The sequence below is a fragment of the Streptomyces sp. ML-6 genome (assembly GCF_030116705.1).
Classification (GTDB): domain Bacteria; phylum Actinomycetota; class Actinomycetes; order Streptomycetales; family Streptomycetaceae; genus Streptomyces.
Genome location: NZ_JAOTIK010000001.1, coordinates 6,654,346 through 6,674,242 on the forward strand (window position 1 = coordinate 6,654,346; position 19,897 = coordinate 6,674,242).

A 19,897-nucleotide genomic window follows, 5' to 3' on the forward strand; every position below is an offset into this window, starting at 1 on the left:
TGAACCTCCCCTGCGCGTCGTTCGTCCCGAGGCTACCAACCGAGTCGCCGCCCGCCCATGCCGTTCAGCCCGTGGCCCGGTGGGAGTTGCGCGGTACCGGGACGGGCGCCTGCGCGGCACGGGTCACGTCCGCGACGAGTTCCACCACGTCGGGGCCGTACGCCTGCGAGTTGACGACCTTCAGCAACAGGCAGAAGGTGTGGTCGCCGTACTTGCGGAACAGCTTCTCGTGGTTGCGGGCCAGGTAGCGGGAGGCCGCCTGGTTGGTGATCGCCTGCTGACCGCAGAACAGGAAGACGGGGCGCGCGTCCTGACCGACCGTCAGCCGGGCCAGCAGCACGTGCTCGGCTACCCCCTTCTCGGCCCGGTAGCGCTCCGTGCCGATCTGGAAGGCACCCCGGTCGGGGCCGGGCTCGGCGCTGGTGTTCACCTTCACGCCGGGCAGCAGGGAATGGAGGTGCGCGGCCATCCGTCGGTTCGAGACCGGCCCGCCCACGCAGAATTCGGTGCGCTCGCCGAAGCCCTGCTGCGCGACGTCGTGGGACACGATCTGCGCGTGGGCGGAGCAGTCCTTGATGAGCGCGGAGAGTTCGAGCAGGGCGAAGACGTCGTGGCGGTGGACGGAGCCGTCACCGCCCGCGTCGCGGTTGACGACGAGCAGGCACTCGGAATTGCCCGGGAGCCCGAAGAAGGCCTGCTTGCGGCGGAGTTTGCGGCGCCAGAGGTAGGTGCGGGTGAGCCAGCCCAGCGAGGCGCTGATGCCGGCGGCTATCACGCCCAGCAGGATGTTGCGTACGTCGTCCGTCATGGGCGGGCATGGTAGCGGGCATTCGGCCCCGGTTTCACGGTGGTCCTGACGGGGCGGGCGGAGCGGCGCTACCCTGCGCGGACGTTCACGTACTGGAGGCACGCATGAGACGTTCCGTCGCGCGGAATGTGTCGTTATCAGCTGTTCTGGCCGCTGTGGTCACGGTCGGGGCGGCCGGTCCTTCCTCGTCCGCACCGGCCCTCGAGCCACCGCCCAAATCGCCCGTCGCGGTGGGGTACGGAGGCGCGGTGTCCAGCGTCGACCCGGACGCGTCGGCCGCGGGCATCGAGGTGCTCCGCAAGGGCGGCAACGCGGTGGACGCCGCCGTGGCGACCGCGGCGGCGCTCGGTGTGACCGAGCCCTACTCGGCGGGCATCGGCGGGGGCGGCTACTTCGTCTACTACGACGCCCGGAAGCAAACGGTCCGGACGATCGACGGCCGGGAGACCGCGCCGCGCAGCGCGGACGCCTCGCTGTTCCTGGAGAACGGCGAGCCGATCCCCTTCGAGGACGCCGTCACCAGCGGACTGGGCGTGGGCACCCCGGGCACCCCGGCCACCTGGGACGCCGCGCTCGACGCCTGGGGCAGCAAGTCGCTGCGGCAGGTGCTCGAGCCGGCCGAGCGGCTCGCCCGGGACGGCTTCGTCGTCGACGAGACGTTCCGGGCGCAGACCAGGAGCAACCAGGCCAGGTTCGCCGACTTCCCGGCGACCCGGGAACTCTTCCTGCCGGGCGGTCGACTCCCGGTGGTCGGTTCCGTGTTCAGGAACCCGGACCTGGCGCGCACCTACGAGCGGGTGGGCCGCAAGGGCGTCGACGAGCTGTACCGGGGCGAGGTGGCCGAGGACATCGTGCGCACCGTCCGCAAGCCGCCCGTCGACCCGGCGGCCGACCGTGTGGTGCGGCCCGGCGACCTCACCGCGAAGGACCTGAGGTCCTACCGGGTGCTGCGACAGGCCCCGACGAAGGTCGACTACCGCGGCCTCGACGTGTACGGCATGGCGCCGTCCTCGTCCGGTGGCACCAGCGTCGGCGAGGCGCTCAACATCCTGGAGTCCACGGACCTCTCGAGGGCGAGCGAGGCGGAATACCTGCACCGCTACATCGAGGCGAGCCGGATCGCCTTCGCCGACCGGGGACGCTGGGTGGGCGACCCGGCGTTCGAGGACGTGCCGACGCGGGAACTGCTCAGCCAGCGGTTCGCCGACTCGCGCGCGTGCCTGATCAAGGACGACGCGGTGCTGACCAGCCCGCTCGCACCGGCCGACCCGCGCCACCCGACCGACTGCACGGCCGCCGGTACGGCCGCCCCGACGACGTACGAGGGGGAGAACACCACGCACCTGACGACGGCCGACAAGTGGGGCAACGTCGTCGCGTACACCCTGACCATCGAGCAGACCGGCGGCAGCGGCATCACCGTGCCGGGCCGCGGCTTCCTGCTCAACAACGAGCTGACGGACTTCTCGTTCGCGCCCGCCAACCCCGCGGTCCACGACCCGAACCTGCCCGGTCCGGGCAAGCGTCCGCGCTCGTCCATCTCGCCGACGATCGTGCTGAAGCACGGCGAGCCGGTGCTGGCCCTGGGGTCGCCCGGTGGCGCCACGATCATCACGACCGTGCTGCAGTCGCTCATCGGCACCGTCGACCGGGGGCTCCCGCTGGTCGACGCCATCGCGGCGCCGCGCGCCAGCCAGCGCAACTCGGCGACGACGGAGCTCGAACCGGGGCTGTGGGACAGCCCGGTGCGGGCCGAGCTGGAGTCCCTGGGGCACGCCTTCAAGCCGTCCTCGGAACTCGGGGCGGCGACCGGGGTGCAGCGGCTGCCGGACGGGCGATGGCTGGCCGCCGCCGAGAAGGAGCGCCGGGGCGGCGGCTCGGCGATGGTCGTGAAACCGGCCGGACGCCCGTGACCGTCGGGATGCCGCCGTCCGCCGCCGGGCGGGCGTGAGGCGGATGCCTGACGTTGATGTCACGTCGATGTCCGTACGGCAGGAGCTGCTTCCTCGTGGAACCTCGCGAGGAAGCAGCCCCGCGGCCTTGAGGGGATGGGGCAGGAGCCTATTGAGCGAGTCCCGTCGGCCGGGCGGTCGGCGGCGTCGCAGCGACGGGTCGAGCAGCGGGGGCGGGGTGTCGTTCTTCTCGTGCGCGGCGAGGGGCCGGGGCCCCGGAGCGATCCCCGCTACGACGCGCGTCGGCTGGTCGAACTCCTCGTCGCGGGACTGCGTGCCCCGCACTGACCCCCGCCCGGCCCGGCCGTCGCCCGGGTGCGTCCGGCCGGTGCCGGGTGCGTGCGGAAGGCGGCGGCGCCGGTCACGGGGCGGTCAGGATCCGCGGGCCGTCGTTCGTGATCGCCACCGTGTGCTCGGCGTGCGCCGCCCGGCTGCCGTCGGACGTGCGCAGCGTCCAGCCGTCCCGGTCCGCGTGGAAGGCGTCCTTGCCGCCGCCGATCAGCATCGGTTCGATCGCCAGCACCATTCCGTGCCGCAGCGGCATGCCGCGACCGGGGCGCCCCTCGTTGGGGACGCCCGGGTCCTCGTGCATCGACCGGCCGATGCCGTGGCCGCCGAACCCCTCCGGAATGCCGTATCCGGCCGTGCGGCAGACCGTGCCGATCGCGTGTGCGATGTCGCCGATCCGATTGCCGACGACGGCCGCCGCGATGCCCGCCTCCAGTGCCTCGAAGGCCGTCTCGACGAGCCTGGTGTCCGCGGGCCTGGCGCTTCCGACGGTGAAGCTGATCGCCGAGTCGCCCGCCCAGCCGTCGAGCATCGCGCCCGCGTCGATGCTCACCAGGTCGCCGTCGCGCAGTCGCTGGTCGGTCGGGATGCCGTGCACGATCGCGTCGTTGACCGACGCACAGATCACGGCGGGGAACGGGGTGGGCGCGAAGCGCGGCCGGTAGTTCAGGAACGGCGACGTGGCCCCGGCCCCGCGCAGGACGCCGCGGGCCACCTCGTCGAGTTCGCGCAGGGAGACGCCGATCGTGGCCGCCTTCCGTACGGCGTCGAGCAGGCGCGCCACGACCCGCCCGGTCTCGCGCATCGCTGCCATGGATGTGTCCGTCTTGAGTTGCACCATGCCAATTAATATACCGGTCGGAGCGGTATTAGAATGACGGCATGGTTCGAACTCCCCTGACCCCGGAAGAGCGCCGCCGCGGCGAACGCCTCGGAGAGCTGCTGCGCGAGGCGCGCGGCGGGCGCAGCATGGTCGAGATCGCGGCGAGCGCCGGAATCTCCGCCGAGACGCTGCGCAAGATCGAGACGGGCCGCGCGCCCACCCCCGCCTTCTTCACCGTCGCGGCACTGGCCGGGGCGCTCGGGCTCTCGATGGACGAGATCCTCGTACGCTGCGCCCCGGAACCGGACGCGGTGCCGCTGGCCGGATAGCGGCGGCTCTCAGATCACTTCCGCCCCCGCGCCGCGCTCGTCGGAATCGCCGAGTTTCCCGGGCACGCCGCGCTCGTGGGGGCCGGGCAGTGTCCTCCGGTCGGTTTCCAGCGGCGGGTAGAACCTGCGGGCCCACCGCCGGAACGGTCCGATCGGGCCGTCGCCGGGGGCCAGCCGGGGCGGTTGCTGGTACTGCTTGTGGTGCCAGATCGGGAAGTCGGCGGCGGTGAACTCGCAGCTGGAACGGAAGACCGCGCGGTCCAGCAGCCGGGCCGCGGTCCGGCTCACCGCCCGCGCGAGCGGTGCCGGCAGCCGGGAGGGCTCCGCGAAGGAGATCCGGTTGAGCTGGCGGAACTGCATCCGGTTGGGCGCGATGGCGGTCGGCATCACCATCGTGCACATCCGCAGCCCGAGCCGGGGCGTGTGCACGTCGGCGTGCAGGCAGCCGAGTCCGTAGCCGTCCACCTCCACGTCGACGACGAAACCGCCCAGCAGGGGGGCCGATTCATGGGCCCGCATGGACACGTGGAACGTGGCGTCCTCGTAGGCGACGGGCCCGCCGATCTCCGCCCTCTCCCAGCCGTGCAGGGTGGCGAAGTGTCCGAGGTCCACCGAGTTCTCGATCACCTCCTGGACGTTGCCGGCCAGCTCCCACGCGGCGGTGCGGGCCGGCCGGTGGCCGATCTCGTGCCAGCGGGGAATGAACCAGTCCGGGGCCCGGCCGTCGTGGTGCCGCCAGACGAAGACGGCGCCGTTGACCTCCTGCACCGGCAGTTGGGTCAACGGCGATCTCGGCGGCGACGTGTCGTACCCCGTCCGTACGCACGCCCCGTCGGGGCCGAACGCGAAGAAGTGGAACGGGCACACGAGATCGTCCCCGTCGACCTTCGCCAGGCCGAGATGGGCGCCGAGGTGCGGACAGTACGGGCGGATGGCGCGGAGGGCCCCCGTGCCGAGCCGGTACAGCACCACGTCCTGCCCCGCCAGCGGCCGGGTGAGCACGGTGCCCGGCCGTAGTTCGTCCGAGAAGGCCAGTGCCGCCCAGCCGCTCGGGTAGGGCAGGGCGGTGGCGCCCGCGGCATCGGCCGGGGTCGGCCCCTCGGTGATGGCGCGTCCGTACTCGCGTGACAGTCCCACGACTTCCCCTTCCAGGATCGGTCGCCTGGACCCTGCCCAGCTCACCCGGAAATCCCCTCGGCATGCCACACATCACCTGAAGGGGAAAAAAAGTGGCGAGAGTTGACGTCCGGGGCCCGTGCCGGGCCGAACGGTTCCGACCGGGCACTGCTCACGACGGGTTCGGACCGTGCTCCGCCGCCCCGGCCGGAACGGTCACGGCCCGGGGTGCGCCCATGCCCGCGCCGTTCCCGGCGCGGGCGCACGGTGGGGGACTACTCCCGGCCCGCCCGCTGCTCATAGCCCACGAGCCTGACGCAGACGGCGAGCCCCGTGATCGCCTGCTCCAGCTCCGGGAGGCCCGGGTAGCTGGGGGCGATGCGGATGACCGCGTCGCGCGGGTCGTCGCCGTACGGGTGGGTGGCGCCGGCCGGGGTCAGCACGATGCCCGCCTCGGCGGCGCGGCGCACGACCTCCTTGGCGCAGCCGTCCGGGACCTCCAGCGTGACGAAGTACCCGCCCTTGGGCGAGGTCCAGGACGCCAGTCCGCTGCCGCCGAGCTCGGCGTCCAGGATCCGGGCCACCGCCTCGAACTTCGGCTGCAGCAGGGCGCGCTGGTGCGCCATGTGGCGGCGCACGCCGTCGGCGTCCCGCAGGAACAGCACGTGCCGCAGCTGGTTCACCTTGTCGGGGCCGATCGACCGCTTGGAGTTGTTGCCGAGCAGCCACTGCACGTTCGCGGGCGAGGAGCCGAAGAACGCCACGCCCGCGCCCGCCGCGGTGATCTTCGAGGTGGAGCCGAACACGAACGCCCGGTCGGGGTTGCCCGCTCCGGCGCAGGCGGCGAGCAGATCGGCGATCTCGACGGGCTCGTCGGTGAGGTGGTGGGCGGCGTAGGCGTTGTCCCAGAAGATCCGGAAGTCGGGGGCGGCGGTGTCCATCGAGGCGAGCCGGGCCACGGTCGCGTCGCTGTAGCAGACGCCGTCCGGGTTGCTGTACTTCGGCACGCACCAGATGCCCTTGACCGTCGGATCCTCGGCGACGAGCCGTTCCACGGCCTCCATGTCCGGCCCCTCGGCGGTCATCGGCACCGGGATCATGTCGATCCCGAACCGCTCGCAGAGCGCGAAGTGCCGGTCGTAACCGGGCACCGGACACAGGAACGCGATCCGCTCCTGCTCCACCCAGCGCGACTCGGCGCCCGGCAGCACGCTCAGCAGGGCGTGCACCAGGCAGTCGTGCATCAGCTCCAGGCTGGAGTTGCCGGCCGCGATCAGCTGCCCCACCGGGACCTGGAGCACGTCGGCGAAGATCTCCCGCAGCTCGGGCAGTCCCTGCAGACCGCCGTAGTTGCGCACGTCCGTGCCGTCGGCGGAGGTGTGCCGTCCACCGGGCAGGCTCAGCAGGTCATCGGAGAGGTCGAGCTGCTCGGGAGCCGGCTTGCCCCGGGTGAGGTCGAGCGAGAGCCCGAGTGCCACCAGCTCCCGGTAGTCCTGGCGGGCCCGGTCGAGGAACTCGGTGAGGGCTTCGGGACTCAGCTCGGTGGTCATGGGGTTTCCTCTCGCAGGTGCCGCACGGGCAGGGCTCCCGCCGAGAATACAAACCGCGTCCCCCGCCGCCCGGAACCGGATCGGCACCCGGCTCCGCACGTACGCCCCGGCCCCGCCTCCGCGGCCCCGGAACAGCATCTGCTTTCCAAGGGTGAGGCCGGGGGAGCGTGTGGACCGCACGGGTGTGAAACAAGATCGACTCCGTCGGTTCACGGCGATGGTCTTGCCCCGCTGTGTGGCGGGGCTTACGTTCTCCTCTACGTCCGTGTCTACGGGCGTAGAAAACGCGTTGAGGCTCTCTGACGCCGCGTCGAAGGAGCAGCTCATGTCCCAAGTCGTACGCGCCGCCCTCGTCCAGGCGACCTGGACCGGCGACACCGAATCCATGATCGCCAAGCATGAGGAACACGCACGCGAGGCCGCCCGTCAGGGTGCGCAGATCATCGGCTTCCAGGAGGTGTTCAACGCCCCCTACTTCTGCCAGGTGCAGGAACCCGAGCACTACCGCTGGGCCGAGGCCGTGCCGGACGGGCCGACCGTCCGCCGGATGCAGGACCTCGCCCGGGAGACCGGCATGGTGATCGTCGTGCCGGTCTACGAGGTCGAGCAGTCGGGCTTCTACTACAACACCGCCGCCGTGATCGATGCCGACGGCTCCTATCTCGGCAAGTACCGCAAGCACCACATCCCGCAGGTCAAGGGCTTCTGGGAGAAGTACTACTTCAAGCCCGGGAACGTCGGCTGGCCGGTCTTCGACACCGCCGTCGGCAAGGTCGGCGTCTACATCTGCTACGACCGCCACTTCCCGGAGGGCTGGCGTCAACTCGGTCTCAACGGAGCCCAGTTGGTGTACAACCCGTCGGCCACCTCGCGCGGCCTCTCCGGTTATCTCTGGCAGCTGGAACAGCCCGCCTCCGCCGTCGCCAACGAATACTTCATCGCCGCGATCAACCGCGTGGGCCAGGAGGAGTACGGCGACAACGACTTCTACGGGACCAGCTACTTCGTCGACCCGCGCGGCCAGTTCGTCGGCGAGGTCGCCAGCGACAAGGAGGAGGAGCTCGTCGTCCGCGACCTCGACTTCGGCCTCATCGACGAGGTCAGGCAGCAGTGGGCGTTCTACCGGGACCGCCGCCCCGACGCGTACGAGGGACTGGTGGAGCCGTGAGCAGCCTGCACGACCGCCATCTCGCCGTCTGTCCCGACTGGCTGGCGCTCTATTACAAGAAGCCCCTGGAGATCACCCACGGCGAGGGCCGGCACGTCTGGGACGCCGACGGCAGGCGCTACCTCGACTTCTTCGGCGGCATCCTCACCACCATGACCGCCCACGCCCTGCCCGAGGTGACCAAGGCGGTCGCCGAGCAGGCGGGGCGGATCATCCACTCCTCCACGCTCTACCTCAACCGGCCGATGGTCGAGCTGGCCGAGCGCATCGCCGCGCTCTCCGGCATCCCGGACGCCCGGGTCTTCTTCACCACCTCCGGCACCGAGGCCAACGACACGGCCCTGCTGCTCGCCACCGCGTACCGCAAGTCGAACCAGATCCTCGCGATGCGCAACAGCTACCACGGCAGGTCCTTCTCCGCGGTCTCCGTCACCGGCAACAACGCCTGGTCGCCCACCAGCCTGTCGCCGTTGCAGACGCTGTACGTGCACGGTGGCGTCCGCACCCGGGGGCCGTACGCGCACCTCGGTGACGCGGAGTTCGTCGCCGCCTGTGTCGCGGACCTGGAGGACCTGCTCGGCCACACCCGGACCCCGGCCGCGCTGATCGCCGAACCCATCCAGGGCGTCGGCGGGTTCACCTCGCCGCCCGACGGGCTGTACGCGGAGTTCCGCCGGGTCCTCGACCGGCACGGCGTCCTGTGGATCTCCGACGAGGTGCAGACCGGCTGGGGCCGTTCCGGCGAGCACTTCTGGGGCTGGCAGGCGCACGGCCGGAACGGGCCGCCGGACATCCTCACCTTCGCCAAGGGCATCGGGAACGGCATGTCGATCGGCGGTGTCGTGGCCCGCGCCGACGTCATGAATTGCCTGGACGCCAACTCCATCTCGACCTTCGGCGGTTCCCCGGTCACCATGGCGGCGGGCCTGGCCAACCTCTCGTACCTGCTGGAGCACGACCTCCAGGGCAACGCCCGGCGGGTCGGCGGGCTGCTGATCGAGCGGCTGCGGGCGATCGGTGCGGGTTCGGAGCACGTGCGGGAGGTGCGCGGCCGGGGCCTGATGATCGGCATCGAGCTGGTGCGGCCCGGCACCGACGAGGCGGACCCGCAGGCGGCCGCGGCCGTGCTGGAGGCGGCCCGGGAGGGCGGCCTGCTCATCGGCAAGGGCGGCGGCCACAACACCAGCGTGCTGCGGATCGCGCCGCCCCTCTCGCTGACCATCCCGGAAGCGGAGGAGGGTGCCGAGATCCTGGCCGAGGCCCTTCGGTCGGTGGCCTGAGACCAGGTCCGGACGGTCCGGTGAGGGCGGGCCGGTGCGCCCCGGCCCGGCCGGCCGACGCGGGCGGGCCGGGGCGCACCCGACCGGCCCGCCGACTGCGGCGGGACGGGCCGGTCGGTGGGCGGGCCCCGGCCGGTGGCTCCGGGGCCCGCCCGGCCGGTCAGCCGCGGTTGCCGGTGGGACGGGTGAGGTCCAGGCTGCGGACCGGGTCGAGCTCGCCGTGGTACGCGAGGTCCCGGTAACGCACCTCGGTGATCCGCAGCGACGCCTTGGCGACGCCCCGGTCCACCGTGGCCTTGAAGCGCACCGAGCCGTCCTTCTTCGTGGTGCCGGTCAGCCTCCGCACCGTGCCGCCGGACGTCAGCTCGGCGGTGACCTCCGCCCCCTTCACCGGCGTGCCCTGCGCGGTCGTCACGACGCCGTGCGCGGTGACCTTCCAGGGCGCGTCGGAGCCGGGCCGGCCGAGCAGCTTGCTGCCGGCCGTCAGCGAGGCCACGGCGAGCTGCGACGGCGGGGCGGGCTGGTCGAGGGCGACCCGGTCCACCGTCCAGAAGGCGCTGTTCGTGCCGGTGTAGCGGAAGCTCAGCCGGGCCGTCCGCGCACCCGCCGGAACGGCCAGCTCCAGGCGCTCCACGGTGTTGCTGTTCGCCCGGTACGACTTCACCGGCTGCGGGGCGCCGCCGTCGTACGAGACGTACACGTCGCCGGTCTGCGGGCCGTCGACCCGGTAGTTCGTCGCGTACGAGACGGTCGCCGTCGCCGCGCCGTTCAGCTCGTACGCGGGGCTGACCAGGATGGAGTCGAACTGGCCGGCGCCGTGCGCCTTGTCGTCCCACTCGTCGGAGTCGGCGACCGCGAACACGTCGCGGGCGCGGACGTTCGTCTCGCGGCCCTGGCCGCGCTCGGCGTTGGTCCAGAACTCGTCGGTGGCGAAGGCCCAGCCGCGCCACTCGGTGACGCCGCCGGCCGGCATCCTGGAGTTGTCGATGGACCAGCCCCCGGGCGCGGAGTTCGTCCACCCCCTGGCGTCGGCCGGGAGCTTCGTCTCGTCGACGGGCCCGCGCAGCGAGGGGCGCAGCGCGTCGAAGGCGTCCGCCTCCGGCTCGGCGAGCGAGGTGCCGTCCAGGTCCCAGGCGGGGTCGGTGGCGACGCCCTCGTGGCGCAGGACCGTGGGCGCGATGTCGGTGATTTTGACGTCGTCGCGGACCGAGCCGGGCCGGATGTCCTTGCCCTTGGCGATCACGAACGTGCCGCGCTCCAGCGGGGTGTTGCCGCCGTGCCCGCCGGTGGGGGTGTGGCCGTGGTCGGAGGTGACGACGACCAGCCAGTCCTCCTGCGCGTACGTCGGCCGCGACGTCACGGCGTCGAGCAGCCGGCCGACCTGGGCGTCGGCGGTCTTCAGGGCCTTGAGGTAGGCGGCGCTGGAGGAGCCGGTGCCGTGGCCGGCGCCGTCGACCTCGTCGAGGTGGACGAAGGTGGAGTCGGGGTTGCCGTGCGCGAGGTAGTCGGTGGCCTTGGCGGTGGTGCCCTCGTCGTTGCCGCCCGCTGTCCGCAGATCGGTCCTCGCGCCGAACACGGTTTGGGGGATCGGGTTCCAGGTGCCGACGACCAGGGTGGACGTGGCCGGGTCCGCGGTCTCCAGCCGGGTCGCGTAGTCCGGGTAGCGCTCGTAGTCCGGATTCGTGAAGTTGTTGTCCTTCACGTTGTGCTTGTCGGGCCAGACCCCGGTGGCGATGGACGACCAGCCGGCGCCGGAGACGGTCGGGGCCATCGGGTTGGCGTACAGGTTGCTCCGGGCGGTCAGCCCCTCGGCCATCAACCGCTCGATGCGCGGTACGTCGGCACGCGAGAAGGCGTCGAAGGTGGCGCCGTCGATGCCGATGACCAGGGTCTTCGCCTGCTTGGTGCCGGACGGCAGACCCGCGTACGGGGCGGCGGACGGCGAGGCGGGGCTCTGGGCGTGGGCGGTGGTGGTGGCCAGCGGCAGGGCGACGGCGGCGACGGTTGCGGCGGCCAGCACCGTACGCACGGAGCGCGACAGGGACACGTGATCCTCCGGGATCGGTCGAGGGGCACCGGACAACGGGGGGCGTCCGGTGGTGGGTTCGAGGCTGGCCATCGGTGGTGAGCGGATCACGCCGGGTACGGGACGGGCGCATGAACCGTACTCGACATCTGGACCAGACCCGTCATCAATTCGTTACCCACGGACGGGTCCGCGAGCCCGCGGCTGTTCCGCGCCCGCCCCCGCGCCGCCCCGCCAACGGCGCCGGTCCGCGACGCGCTGTGGGCCGGTGGAGTGTCGGGCGGATGAAACAGAAACGTCTTCAGCGGTTGGCGGCAGCGGTATTGCCACAGTGGGTAACCCACTTCTACGTTCTTCACCACGCACCTCATCTACGTGCGTAGACCCATTCCGCCACAGTGAGGAGGGGTACATGAGCCGCGCCGTTTTCCACGGCGGTCCCGCCGGCGTCGCGTCCGACGGGAGCCGGGCCGGCGTACGCACCGGGGGTGCCCGCGCCGTGGCCCCCGCGGCACACGGCATCCGCGCCGCCGACGCCCTCGGCACCGGCCCCCGGGCGGCCGGGTGAGCGCGCGGGCGGGCGGGACCGCCGACCGGCCGCCGCTCGGACGCCCGGGTGTTCCGACCGGACGGGCCGTCCGCCGCAGCACGGCCGGGGGCAGCCGTGTTCCCCGGCGGACGCGATGTGAAGGGACTTGTGAGGTATGACTCGGACTCTGATTACCGGTGGCCTTGTGATCACGGCCGCCGAGGAGCTGCGCGCGGACGTGCTGATCGAGCACGGCCGGGTGGTGGCGCTGGCGACCCCGGGCAGCCAGCAGTGGACTGCCGACCGGGTCGTCGACGCGTCGCACAAGTACGTGATCCCGGGCGGGATCGACGCGCACACGCACATGGAGATGCCGTTCGGCGGAACCTTCGCGTCGGACACGTTCGAGACGGGCACGCGGGCCGCGGCGTGGGGCGGCACGACCACCGTCATCGACTTCGCGGTGCAGTCCAAGGGAGCGGCGCTGCGGGCGGGGCTGGACGCCTGGCACGCGAAGGCCGACGGCAACTGCGCGATCGACTACGGGTTCCACATGATCGTGGCGGACGTGAACGAGTCGACGCTGAAGGAGATGGACGGGCTCGTCGAGGAGGGCGTGAGCTCGTTCAAGCTGTTCATGGCGTACCCGGGGGTCTTCTACTCGGACGACGGGCAGATCCTGCGGGCGATGCAGCGGGCCGGCGGGAACGGCGGGCTGATCATGATGCACGCGGAGAACGGCATCGCGATCGACGTGCTGGTGGAACAGGCGCTGGCCCGCGGCGAGACCGATCCGCGCTACCACGGAGAGGTCCGCAGGGCGCTGCTGGAGTCGGAGGCGACGCACCGCGCGATCAAACTGGCGCAGGTCGCCGGCTCGCCGCTGTACGTGGTGCACGTGTCGGCGCAGGAGGCGGTGGCCGAGCTGGCACGCGCCCGGGACGAGGGCCTGCCGGTCTTCGGGGAGACGTGCCCGCAGTACCTGTTCCTGTCGACGGACAACCTCGCCGAGCCCGACTTCGAGGGCGCGAAGTACGTGTGCAGCACACCGCTGCGGCCCAAGGAGCACCAGGCGGCGCTCTGGCGGGGCCTGCGCACCGACGACCTCCAGGTGGTGTCGACCGACCACTGCCCGTTCTGCTTCTCCGGCCAGAAGGAGATGGGCCGCGGCGACTTCTCCAGGATTCCCAACGGGATGCCGGGCGTGGAGCACCGGATGGACCTGCTGCACCAGGCGGTGGTGGACGGGCACATCTCGCGGCGCCGCTGGATCGAGATCGCCTGCGCGGCACCGGCCCGGATGTTCGGCCTGTACCCGAGGAAGGGCACCATCGCGCCGGGCGCGGACGCCGACATCGTCATCTACGACCCGGCCGCCGAGCAGACCCTCTCCGCCGAGACCCATCACATGAACGTCGACTACTCGGCGTACGAGGGCAAGCGGCTGACGGGACGGGTGGAAACGGTCCTGTCGCGCGGCGAACCCGTCATCACCGAGCGGGAGTTCACGGGCCGTGCCGGGCACGGCGTGTACACCCCGCGCGGTCTCTGCCAGTACCTGGACTGACCGGTCCGGCACTCCGGGTGCCGCGGCGGGCGGTGCGCCGCCCGCGGCACCCGGCCCCGGCGGACAAGCAGTACGTGTGGATCGTCCGGCGGCCCGCGGCGCGACCGCGGACCGCCGGTCCGGACTCGACCAGTGAGGGGCTTCCCATGGACTTCGGACTCGTCCTGCAGACCGACCCGCCCGCCTCGGCCGTCGTCGGCCTGATGCGCCGCGCCGAACGCAACGGCTTCAGCCACGGCTGGACCTTCGACTCCGCCGTGCTGTGGCAGGAGCCGTTCGTCATCTACAGCCAGATCCTCGAACACACCGAGAACCTCGTCGTCGGCCCGATGGTCACCAACCCGGGCACCCGCACCTGGGAGGTGACCGCCTCCACCTTCGCCACCCTCAACGACATGTACGGCAACCGCACCGTCTGCGGCATCGGGCGGGGCGACTCCGCGATGCGCGTCGCCGGGCGCAAGCCGAACACGCTCGCCCGGATCAGCGGGGCGATGAAGACGATCCGGGCCCTGGGCCGCGGCGACGAGGCCGACCTCGGCGGCACGGTCATCAAGTTCCCGTGGGTGCGGGAGGGCGCCGAGGTCCCCGTGTGGATGGCGGCGTACGGGCCCAAGGCGCTGAAGATGACCGGCGAGGAGGCCGACGGCTTCATCCTCCAGCTCGCCGACCCGTTCCTCACCGAGTACATGGTGAAGGCGGTGCGCGACGCGGCCGTCGCCGTCGGGCGCGACCCGTCGGAGGTGAAGATCTGCGTCGCCGCGCCCGCGTACGTCACGGCGGACGACTCGCCCGAGGCGCTCGCCCACGCCCGGGAGCAGTGCCGCTGGTTCGGCGGCATGGTCGGCAACCACGTCGCGGACCTGGTCGCGAAGTACGGCTCGGACTCGGGCCTGGTGCCGCAGGAACTGACCGACTACATCAAGGCGCGCGACGGGTACGACTACGCCCACCACGGCCGCTCCGGGAACCCCGACACGAAGTTCGTGCCGGACGAGATCGTGGACCGCTTCTGCCTGATCGGCCCGGTCGGGACCCATCTCGAAAGGCTGCGCGCGCTGCGGGACCTGGGCGTCGACCAGTTCGCGCTGTACGCGATGCACGACGCGAAGGAGTCGGTGATCGACGAGTACGGCCGGCACGTCATTCCCGTACTCGGCGCATGACGGGCGGCTTACCCCGCCCACCGCTCGTACTCCTCGTACTCCGCCCACCGTTCGCCCTCCGAGCACCGGTGGTGTCCCGACCACCGGTCACGTTCCCCTCACCGGTCACATCCCGACCGGGCACGGCAGTTCACGGCCTCCGCACGGCCATGCACCCCCGTCCCCCGTGAGCCCCTCGGGCCCGCGGCATCCCCTCGAACGGACTGCCCATGACCAACACCGTCCCGCCCCCGCCCCCGTCCTCCCCGATACCGGCCGGAGGGGCGGGCGTCGAACTCCCCGCCGACGCCTACCCCTCCGGCAGCCGCTACGCCAACGAGGACCTGCGCCCCGTCCCGGTCGCCGAGCGGCGCTGGACCACGTACAACTTCGTGGCCCTGTGGATCGGCATGGCCCACTGCATCCCGTCCTGGACCCTGGCCTCCGGCCTGGTCGCGCTCGGCATGGACTGGAAACAGGCGGTCCTCACGATCGCGCTGGCGAACGTGATCGTGCTGCTGCCGATGCTGCTGACCGGGCACGCCGGGCCGAAGTACGGCATCCCCTTCCCGGTCCTGGCCCGCGCCTCCTTCGGGATACGCGGTGCGAACCTGCCCGCCATGGTGCGCGCCGCGGTGGCCTGCTGCTGGTTCGGCATCCAGACCTGGATCGGCGGACAGGGCATCTTCCTGCTGCTGGGGAAGATCTTCGGCGGATGGGCCGACGCGGGGAAGGTCGGCGGCTACCCGTGGACGCTGTGGCTCTGCTTCCTCCTGTTCTGGGCACTCGAACTCGCCATCATTTACCGGGGGATGGAGACCCTGCGCCGCTTCGAGAACTGGGCGGCGCCGTTCGTGCTCGTCGGCGCGGCGGCGCTGCTGGTCTGGATCGCGAACAAGGCGGGCGGCTTCGGCCCGCTGCTGCACGAGCCGTCGAAGGTCGGCTGGGGCGCGGACTTCTGGAAGGTCTTCTTCCCGGGCCTGATGGGCATGATCGGCTTCTGGTCGACGCTGTCGCTGAACATCCCGGACTTCACCCGCTTCGGCAAGGGACAACGCGCCCAGGTGTGGGGCCAGACCCTCGGCCTGCCGACCACGATGACGGCGTTCGCGCTCATGTCGGTGCTGGTGACGGCAGGTTCGGAGAAGGTGTACGGGGCGGCGGTCTGGGACCCGGTCGAGCTCGCGGCCAAGACGGACAACGTCTTCGGGCTGCTGTTCGCCCTCGTCACCGTGCTCGTCGCGACGATCTCCGTGAACCTCGCGGCCAATGTGGTCTCTCCCGCGTACGACCTCGCCAACCTGGCGCCGAAACTCATCGACTTCCGTACGGGCGCGCTCATCACGGGTGTCGTGGGCGTGCTGATCATGCCGTGGAAACTGACGTCGACGCCCGAGCTGTACATCTTCACCTGGCTGGGCGTGGTCGGCGGACTGCTCGGCACGGTGGCCGGCATCCTGATCGCGGACTACTGGATCATCCGCCGGACCGTGCTGCACCTCGCCGACCTGTACGTGGCCGGAGGACGGTACTGGTACACGCGCGGCTGGAACTGGCGGGCCGTCGTCGCCTTCGTGGTCGGTGGCGTGCTCGCCGTCGGCGGGTCCTACTCGACCCTCGACGCGCAGGGGAAGAAGGCCGGACCGTTCCCCACCGACGGCCTCGTCCCGTTCCTCAAGCCCCTCGCGGACTACGGCTGGGCCGTCGGCCTCGGTGCCTCACTGGTCGTGTACGTGGCGCTGACGGCGGGAGCGGGGCGGCGGACGGCCGACGGCGGCTGAGAGCACGGACACCGCGTCCGACGGCGCCGACCGGCCGGCCCCTCCCGTCGCTCTTGTCACTCCTGTCGCACGGGCTCCGGGCGGGCCGGGTGCGGCCCGGTCACACCGGCGCGGGCGTGCGGCCCAGCAGGGCGCCGATGTCGTAGGTCTCGTCCGGGGACGGCGTGGTCGTGGGCACCGGCTTGTCGAAGGCCGAGAAGCCCACGACCGCGTCGGCCCCGGCGCCGCGCACCGTGATCCTCAGCGGGTACGGCTTGCCCGTGGCCGCGACGTACAACGTCAGGGTCCGGTCGTCCCGCATCCGGGTCAGCGGGATCACCGGAGTTCCGGCGAGGGTGGTCTTCCGGCCCTTGTTCAGCGTGCCCCGGTCGTTGTCCGCGTTGTCGGCGACCAGCTTCCGGAACGTGTCCAGGTCGCAGCCGTCCGCCAGGCCGCGCAGCCGCGGATCGTCGGCCGAGCCCTTCATGTAACGCCCGTCGAGGATCGCGGCGAAGGCCGGACCGCCGCCCGGGACCTGGTTCTTCCAGAAGTTCGCGTCCGGCTTGACCCAGACATCGTCGCCGCGCTTCACGATCCGGACCGAGCCCCGGTCCCGGCCGAGGTCCACCGAGCCGTTGCAGTTGCCGTCCCGGTCCAGGGTGAGTTCCAGCCTCATCGGCGGGCCGCCGTCGCCGAGGTCGCCGCGCGTGCTGAGGTGCAGGGAACGGGCGCTCAGCAGGGCGTCGCGGGAGCGGTCCGCGATCTGCTGCGCGGAGAGGTCGTCGATGCCGTCGTCGGCCCCCGCCACACCCCCGCCCAGGACGCCGCCGGTGATCCCCAGCGCGATGACGGCCGCCCCGACGGCCCGCCGCGTGCGGATGCGTCGACCGCTCACGTCGCCTCCCTCGTAGGGCCCGTCGGGCCTGTTCAGGTGTGCGACCCGACGGTTCCGAGAGTACGCCGGGGGCGGACCGGCCGCGCGGCGGAGGAACGCCGCGGACATGCACGCTGCGTGATGTTCTGCCCGGTTTTGCGTCGCGGAGGGCGGGGACGGTTGTCGGCGTACCGGCCCGCCGTCGCCGGGGCCGCCAGGAGCGGGCCCGGCGACGCCGGACCGCCACCCACGAGGAGGGACGGGAAGACATGAAGCTGTCGATGGGAAGCGCGTCCAGGGCGATGCTGCGGGGCGCCGTCGTGGTGGGAGCGGCCGCCGCGCTGGCGGTGCCCGTGACCGCCGCCACCGCCCTGGCGCCCCCGGCCACCCCGCCGGGCCTGTCCTGCCAGACCGGAAAGCACGAGATCGACGACTACACCGGCTTCGCGCTGTGCCGGAACAACGGCAACACGACGCAGGTCTTCTGGGTGCACCTGGTCTGCGGCTGGTCCCCGGACGTGGACGGTGAACACGTCACGCTCAACCCCGGCCAGTCCGGTCAGTCCACCGCGCACTGCGGCAGCCTGGGCACCGGGATCGGGGAGATCACCGTCCAGCCGTAGGACGCGTTCCGGAAGCGGTGTCGTCCCCCAGCAGGCGCGGCAGCGCGTTCGCGAGCCGCTCCCGCAGCCGGCCGGGCCCGCCGTCCACCCACGGGTGGGCGGCGTGGAACGCGGCCCAGTCCACCGGCCAGTCCAGCACCGTTTGGGGCGTGAACCCCTCCGCGTGCGGGCCGAGCACGGTGCGCAGCAGGCGCAGCGGGAGCCGGGTGCCGGGATGCTCCGCCAGCAGCACCGCGTCGTACAGGTCCTTGGTGGCCGACCGGCCCTCCGCCTCCTGGTCCTCGGCCAGCCACAACAGCTTCCAGGCCAGCGAGAGCCCCGGGTCCGCGGTGCGCACCGGCGTCGGCGGGCCGCCGTCACCGCGCGGACAGGCCGTCCACACCGGGGCCCGGGGCAGCCGCTCGTCCCGGGCGAAGTCCATCCCCAGCTCGCCCGGCGGCAGCCCGTCGGCCTGCCAGGGCACGAGGAGCCGCACCCCGGGCGTCTCGTACTCCCGGTACATCCACGTCTCGTCCGCCCGCACCCGGGCCGGATCGATGCGTATCCCCTCGGGCGGCGGCGGCCCGGCCGTCAGGGCGGCGACGACCTCGGCGAGGACGGAACGAGGCGTGTACATGCCCCCGAAGTCCGCGCACTCCCCGGAACCGTCGAAGTCCTCGGAGTCGTCGAGGTCCTCGGACTCGATCCAGCGCAGCCCCTCGGGCGCGAGCCGGGGCCGGGCACCGGCGGTCTCGTGGGACTCCTCGTCCGTCCACAGCTCGGGAGCGGCCGCGCCGTGTGCGGCTTCCGGCCAGTGCTGGACCGTCTCGATCCCGGAGACGTACGGGTAGGGATCGAGGGGGTCGACGAAGTCCTCCGCCGACGGCCCGAACACGATCCAGTCCAGGTCGCCCGGCTCCCGCGCCGCCGCGCCCACCCACGCCCGGAGCGGGAAACTGCCGCGCAGTACCAGCTGGCCGCCCCACGGCGACCGGGCGATCACGCGCAGCAGGTGGTCCTGTGCGGCGCGCCGGGCGGCCCGCCAGCGCGGGGGGAGCTCCGGGTCGTCGAACGCCGGTTCCCCGGGGACGGGGCGGTCGACCGTGTTCACGGCGCCACCTCGACCCGCTCGTCGATCCAGCCCGCGTCCACCGCCGGATGGTCGTCGTGCACCACGAACTCCTCCTCGGTCTCCAGCACTTCGAGCCCGGCGTCGTCCAGCGCGCGCAGGAGCGCGTCGAGCCGGGCCCGGGCCCCGGGCCGGCCCACCGCGCGGCAGCGCTGCGTGACGAACCGCTCGTGACGCCCCGGGCCGTCGGTGCGGCGGGCGTTGCGCGACAGGTGCGCGCCGTGGCGCTCGGCCGCGGCCCGTGCGGCGAGGAGGTCGGACCCGCCGGAGAGCAGCAGCTTGACGTGGTGCTCGAAGTGGCAGTCGGGGGACAGCGCGGCGGCCTCGTCGGCCGTCCGGGGCACGTCCTCGTTCCACGGCGCGGCCTCGATCTTCACCCTGATGACCGGGAACCCCGCCGCGCGCAGCGCCTGCGCGCGGAGCTCCGCGGCGGCCCGCTGCCCGGAGAGCGAGCCCCGGCCCCGCTCGGTCAGCATGGGCTGGTCCGGCACCGCGCCGCGGTCCAGGACGATGCGGGTGAGCTTCAGACCGTGCCGCCGGGCCCAGCGCGCCAGCCGGGCGTCCTCCTCCGCACCGTCGGCACGGGGATCGAACCGCACCGTCAGATGCGTCTCGAACTCGCCCTCGAACTCCGCTTCCACACGCCCTCCAGCAGTGCCTTCGCCACTCGCGCCCGGCCCGTTCCCACGATCCGCGCCCGACCGTCTCCACGATCCGCGCCCGACCCGTCCACGACTCGCGCCCGGCCCGTTCCCACCGGCAGAACGTAACAAGCAGCACCGACACTCCCCGGTCCCTCCCCGAGGAGCTGCCGGGCCCACCACCCGGCGCATTGCCCGGCCCCCCGTCCGGCGCACCGCCCGGCCACTTTCCACCGAACGGTTGAGCGGACCGCTCACTACTCGTTACCCTCCGGTAAGTTCGATTGCGTCCCCAGCGGGACCACAGACG

General features: G+C 72.3%; 17 protein-coding genes. 9 read left to right on the top strand and 8 right to left on the bottom strand.

Annotated features, from left to right (window positions below):
* Positions 1-64: 64 nt before the first annotated feature.
* Complete coding sequence (locus tag OCT49_RS29330) at positions 65-808, bottom strand: hypothetical protein (protein WP_283854806.1); 744 nt, start codon at positions 806-808, stop codon at positions 65-67.
* Between the two features lie 104 nt (positions 809-912).
* Here OCT49_RS29330 and ggt point away from each other — a divergent pair, with 104 nt between their 5' ends.
* A complete protein-coding gene (gene ggt / locus OCT49_RS29335) occupies positions 913-2,721 on the top strand; it encodes a gamma-glutamyltransferase (RefSeq protein ID WP_283854807.1) in 1,809 nt (602 codons plus the stop codon).
* Positions 2,722-3,121: 400 nt separating this feature from the next.
* On the opposite strand, the gene map is transcribed toward ggt, so the two are convergent.
* Positions 3,122-3,889, bottom strand: a complete 768-nt coding sequence (gene map / locus OCT49_RS29340) for a type I methionyl aminopeptidase (protein ID WP_283854808.1) — start codon at positions 3,887-3,889, stop codon at positions 3,122-3,124.
* A 41-nt stretch (positions 3,890-3,930) separates the two neighbouring features.
* On the opposite strand from map, the gene OCT49_RS29345 reads away from it, so the two are divergent.
* Positions 3,931-4,200, top strand: coding sequence for a helix-turn-helix domain-containing protein (locus OCT49_RS29345; protein WP_283854809.1), 270 nt, complete (start codon positions 3,931-3,933; stop codon positions 4,198-4,200).
* A gap of 9 nt (positions 4,201-4,209) precedes the next feature.
* Here OCT49_RS29345 and OCT49_RS29350 read toward each other — a convergent pair whose 3' ends face one another.
* Both OCT49_RS29350 and OCT49_RS29355 read right to left on the bottom strand, forming a co-directional pair.
* On the bottom strand, positions 4,210-5,337 hold the full coding sequence (locus tag OCT49_RS29350) for a Rieske 2Fe-2S domain-containing protein (protein ID WP_283854810.1): 1,128 nt from the start codon (positions 5,335-5,337) through the stop codon (positions 4,210-4,212).
* Between the two features lie 254 nt (positions 5,338-5,591).
* Positions 5,592-6,866 carry an aspartate aminotransferase type Ic gene (locus OCT49_RS29355; protein WP_283854811.1) on the bottom strand — a complete coding sequence of 425 codons (1,275 nt, stop codon included), beginning with the start codon at positions 6,864-6,866 and terminating at the stop codon, positions 5,592-5,594.
* 325 nt (positions 6,867-7,191) lie between these two features.
* Here OCT49_RS29355 and OCT49_RS29360 point away from each other — a divergent pair, with 325 nt between their 5' ends.
* Positions 7,192-8,034 carry a nitrilase-related carbon-nitrogen hydrolase gene (locus OCT49_RS29360; protein ID WP_148840210.1) on the top strand — a complete coding sequence of 281 codons (843 nt, stop codon included), beginning with the start codon at positions 7,192-7,194 and terminating at the stop codon, positions 8,032-8,034.
* Positions 8,031-9,314 carry an aspartate aminotransferase family protein gene (locus tag OCT49_RS29365; protein ID WP_283854812.1) on the top strand — a complete coding sequence of 428 codons (1,284 nt, stop codon included), beginning with the start codon at positions 8,031-8,033 and terminating at the stop codon, positions 9,312-9,314. Before OCT49_RS29360 ends, OCT49_RS29365 begins: the two co-directional genes overlap by 4 nt.
* Positions 9,315-9,474: 160 nt before the next feature.
* Here OCT49_RS29365 and OCT49_RS29370 read toward each other — a convergent pair whose 3' ends face one another.
* Positions 9,475-11,361, bottom strand: a complete 1,887-nt coding sequence (locus OCT49_RS29370) for an alkaline phosphatase family protein (protein ID WP_283854813.1) — start codon at positions 11,359-11,361, stop codon at positions 9,475-9,477.
* Between the two features lie 391 nt (positions 11,362-11,752).
* Here OCT49_RS29370 and OCT49_RS29375 point away from each other — a divergent pair, with 391 nt between their 5' ends.
* From OCT49_RS29375 to OCT49_RS29390, 4 genes are all read left to right on the top strand, one after another.
* Positions 11,753-11,908 carry a hypothetical protein gene (locus OCT49_RS29375; protein ID WP_283854814.1) on the top strand — a complete coding sequence of 52 codons (156 nt, stop codon included), beginning with the start codon at positions 11,753-11,755 and terminating at the stop codon, positions 11,906-11,908.
* A 136-nt stretch (positions 11,909-12,044) separates the two neighbouring features.
* Positions 12,045-13,436, top strand: a complete 1,392-nt coding sequence (gene hydA / locus OCT49_RS29380; RefSeq protein ID WP_283854815.1) for a dihydropyrimidinase — start codon at positions 12,045-12,047, stop codon at positions 13,434-13,436.
* Between the two features lie 146 nt (positions 13,437-13,582).
* The gene (locus tag OCT49_RS29385) at positions 13,583-14,602 is read left to right on the top strand and encodes a TIGR03842 family LLM class F420-dependent oxidoreductase (RefSeq protein ID WP_283854816.1); all 1,020 of its coding nucleotides are present in this window, start codon (positions 13,583-13,585) and stop codon (positions 14,600-14,602) included.
* 209 nt (positions 14,603-14,811) lie between these two features.
* The gene (locus OCT49_RS29390) at positions 14,812-16,362 is read left to right on the top strand and encodes an NCS1 family nucleobase:cation symporter-1 (protein WP_283854817.1); all 1,551 of its coding nucleotides are present in this window, start codon (positions 14,812-14,814) and stop codon (positions 16,360-16,362) included.
* Positions 16,363-16,462: 100 nt separating this feature from the next.
* Here the strand turns inward: OCT49_RS29390 and OCT49_RS29395 are convergent, their stop codons facing one another.
* Entirely contained in the window at positions 16,463-17,236 is a 774-nt protein-coding gene (locus OCT49_RS29395) for a hypothetical protein (RefSeq protein WP_283854818.1), read from the bottom strand.
* Positions 17,237-17,484: 248 nt separating this feature from the next.
* Between OCT49_RS29395 and OCT49_RS29400 the strand changes: the two genes are divergently transcribed.
* Positions 17,485-17,838, top strand: a complete 354-nt coding sequence (locus OCT49_RS29400) for a hypothetical protein (RefSeq protein WP_283854819.1) — start codon at positions 17,485-17,487, stop codon at positions 17,836-17,838.
* On the opposite strand, the gene OCT49_RS29405 is transcribed toward OCT49_RS29400, so the two are convergent.
* Positions 17,822-18,928 (bottom strand): nucleotidyl transferase AbiEii/AbiGii toxin family protein, encoded by a 1,107-nt coding sequence (locus tag OCT49_RS29405; RefSeq protein ID WP_283854820.1) that lies wholly within the window; start codon positions 18,926-18,928, stop codon positions 17,822-17,824. The genes OCT49_RS29400 and OCT49_RS29405 overlap by 17 nt on opposite strands.
* Complete coding sequence (locus OCT49_RS29410) at positions 18,925-19,587, bottom strand: hypothetical protein (RefSeq protein ID WP_283854821.1); 663 nt, start codon at positions 19,585-19,587, stop codon at positions 18,925-18,927. The genes OCT49_RS29405 and OCT49_RS29410 overlap by 4 nt, the downstream gene beginning before the upstream one ends.
* Positions 19,588-19,897: the final 310 nt, after the last annotated feature.

Excerpts from the sequence above, each read along its gene's own strand:
- OCT49_RS29330 (WP_283854806.1), bottom strand. The coding sequence starts at position 808 with ATGACGGACGACGTACGCAACATCCTGCTGGGCGTGATAGCCGCCGGC.
- ggt (WP_283854807.1), top strand. The coding sequence starts at position 913 with ATGAGACGTTCCGTCGCGCGGAATGTGTCGTTATCAGCTGTTCTGGCC.
- map (WP_283854808.1), bottom strand. The coding sequence starts at position 3,889 with ATGGTGCAACTCAAGACGGACACATCCATGGCAGCGATGCGCGAGACC.
- OCT49_RS29345 (WP_283854809.1), top strand. The coding sequence starts at position 3,931 with ATGGTTCGAACTCCCCTGACCCCGGAAGAGCGCCGCCGCGGCGAACGC.
- OCT49_RS29355 (WP_283854811.1), bottom strand. The coding sequence starts at position 6,866 with ATGACCACCGAGCTGAGTCCCGAAGCCCTCACCGAGTTCCTCGACCGG.
- OCT49_RS29360 (WP_148840210.1), top strand. The coding sequence starts at position 7,192 with ATGTCCCAAGTCGTACGCGCCGCCCTCGTCCAGGCGACCTGGACCGGC.
- OCT49_RS29375 (WP_283854814.1), top strand. The coding sequence starts at position 11,753 with ATGAGCCGCGCCGTTTTCCACGGCGGTCCCGCCGGCGTCGCGTCCGAC.
- hydA (WP_283854815.1), top strand. The coding sequence starts at position 12,045 with ATGACTCGGACTCTGATTACCGGTGGCCTTGTGATCACGGCCGCCGAG.
- OCT49_RS29385 (WP_283854816.1), top strand. The coding sequence starts at position 13,583 with ATGGACTTCGGACTCGTCCTGCAGACCGACCCGCCCGCCTCGGCCGTC.
- OCT49_RS29390 (WP_283854817.1), top strand. The coding sequence starts at position 14,812 with ATGACCAACACCGTCCCGCCCCCGCCCCCGTCCTCCCCGATACCGGCC.
- OCT49_RS29400 (WP_283854819.1), top strand. The coding sequence starts at position 17,485 with ATGAAGCTGTCGATGGGAAGCGCGTCCAGGGCGATGCTGCGGGGCGCC.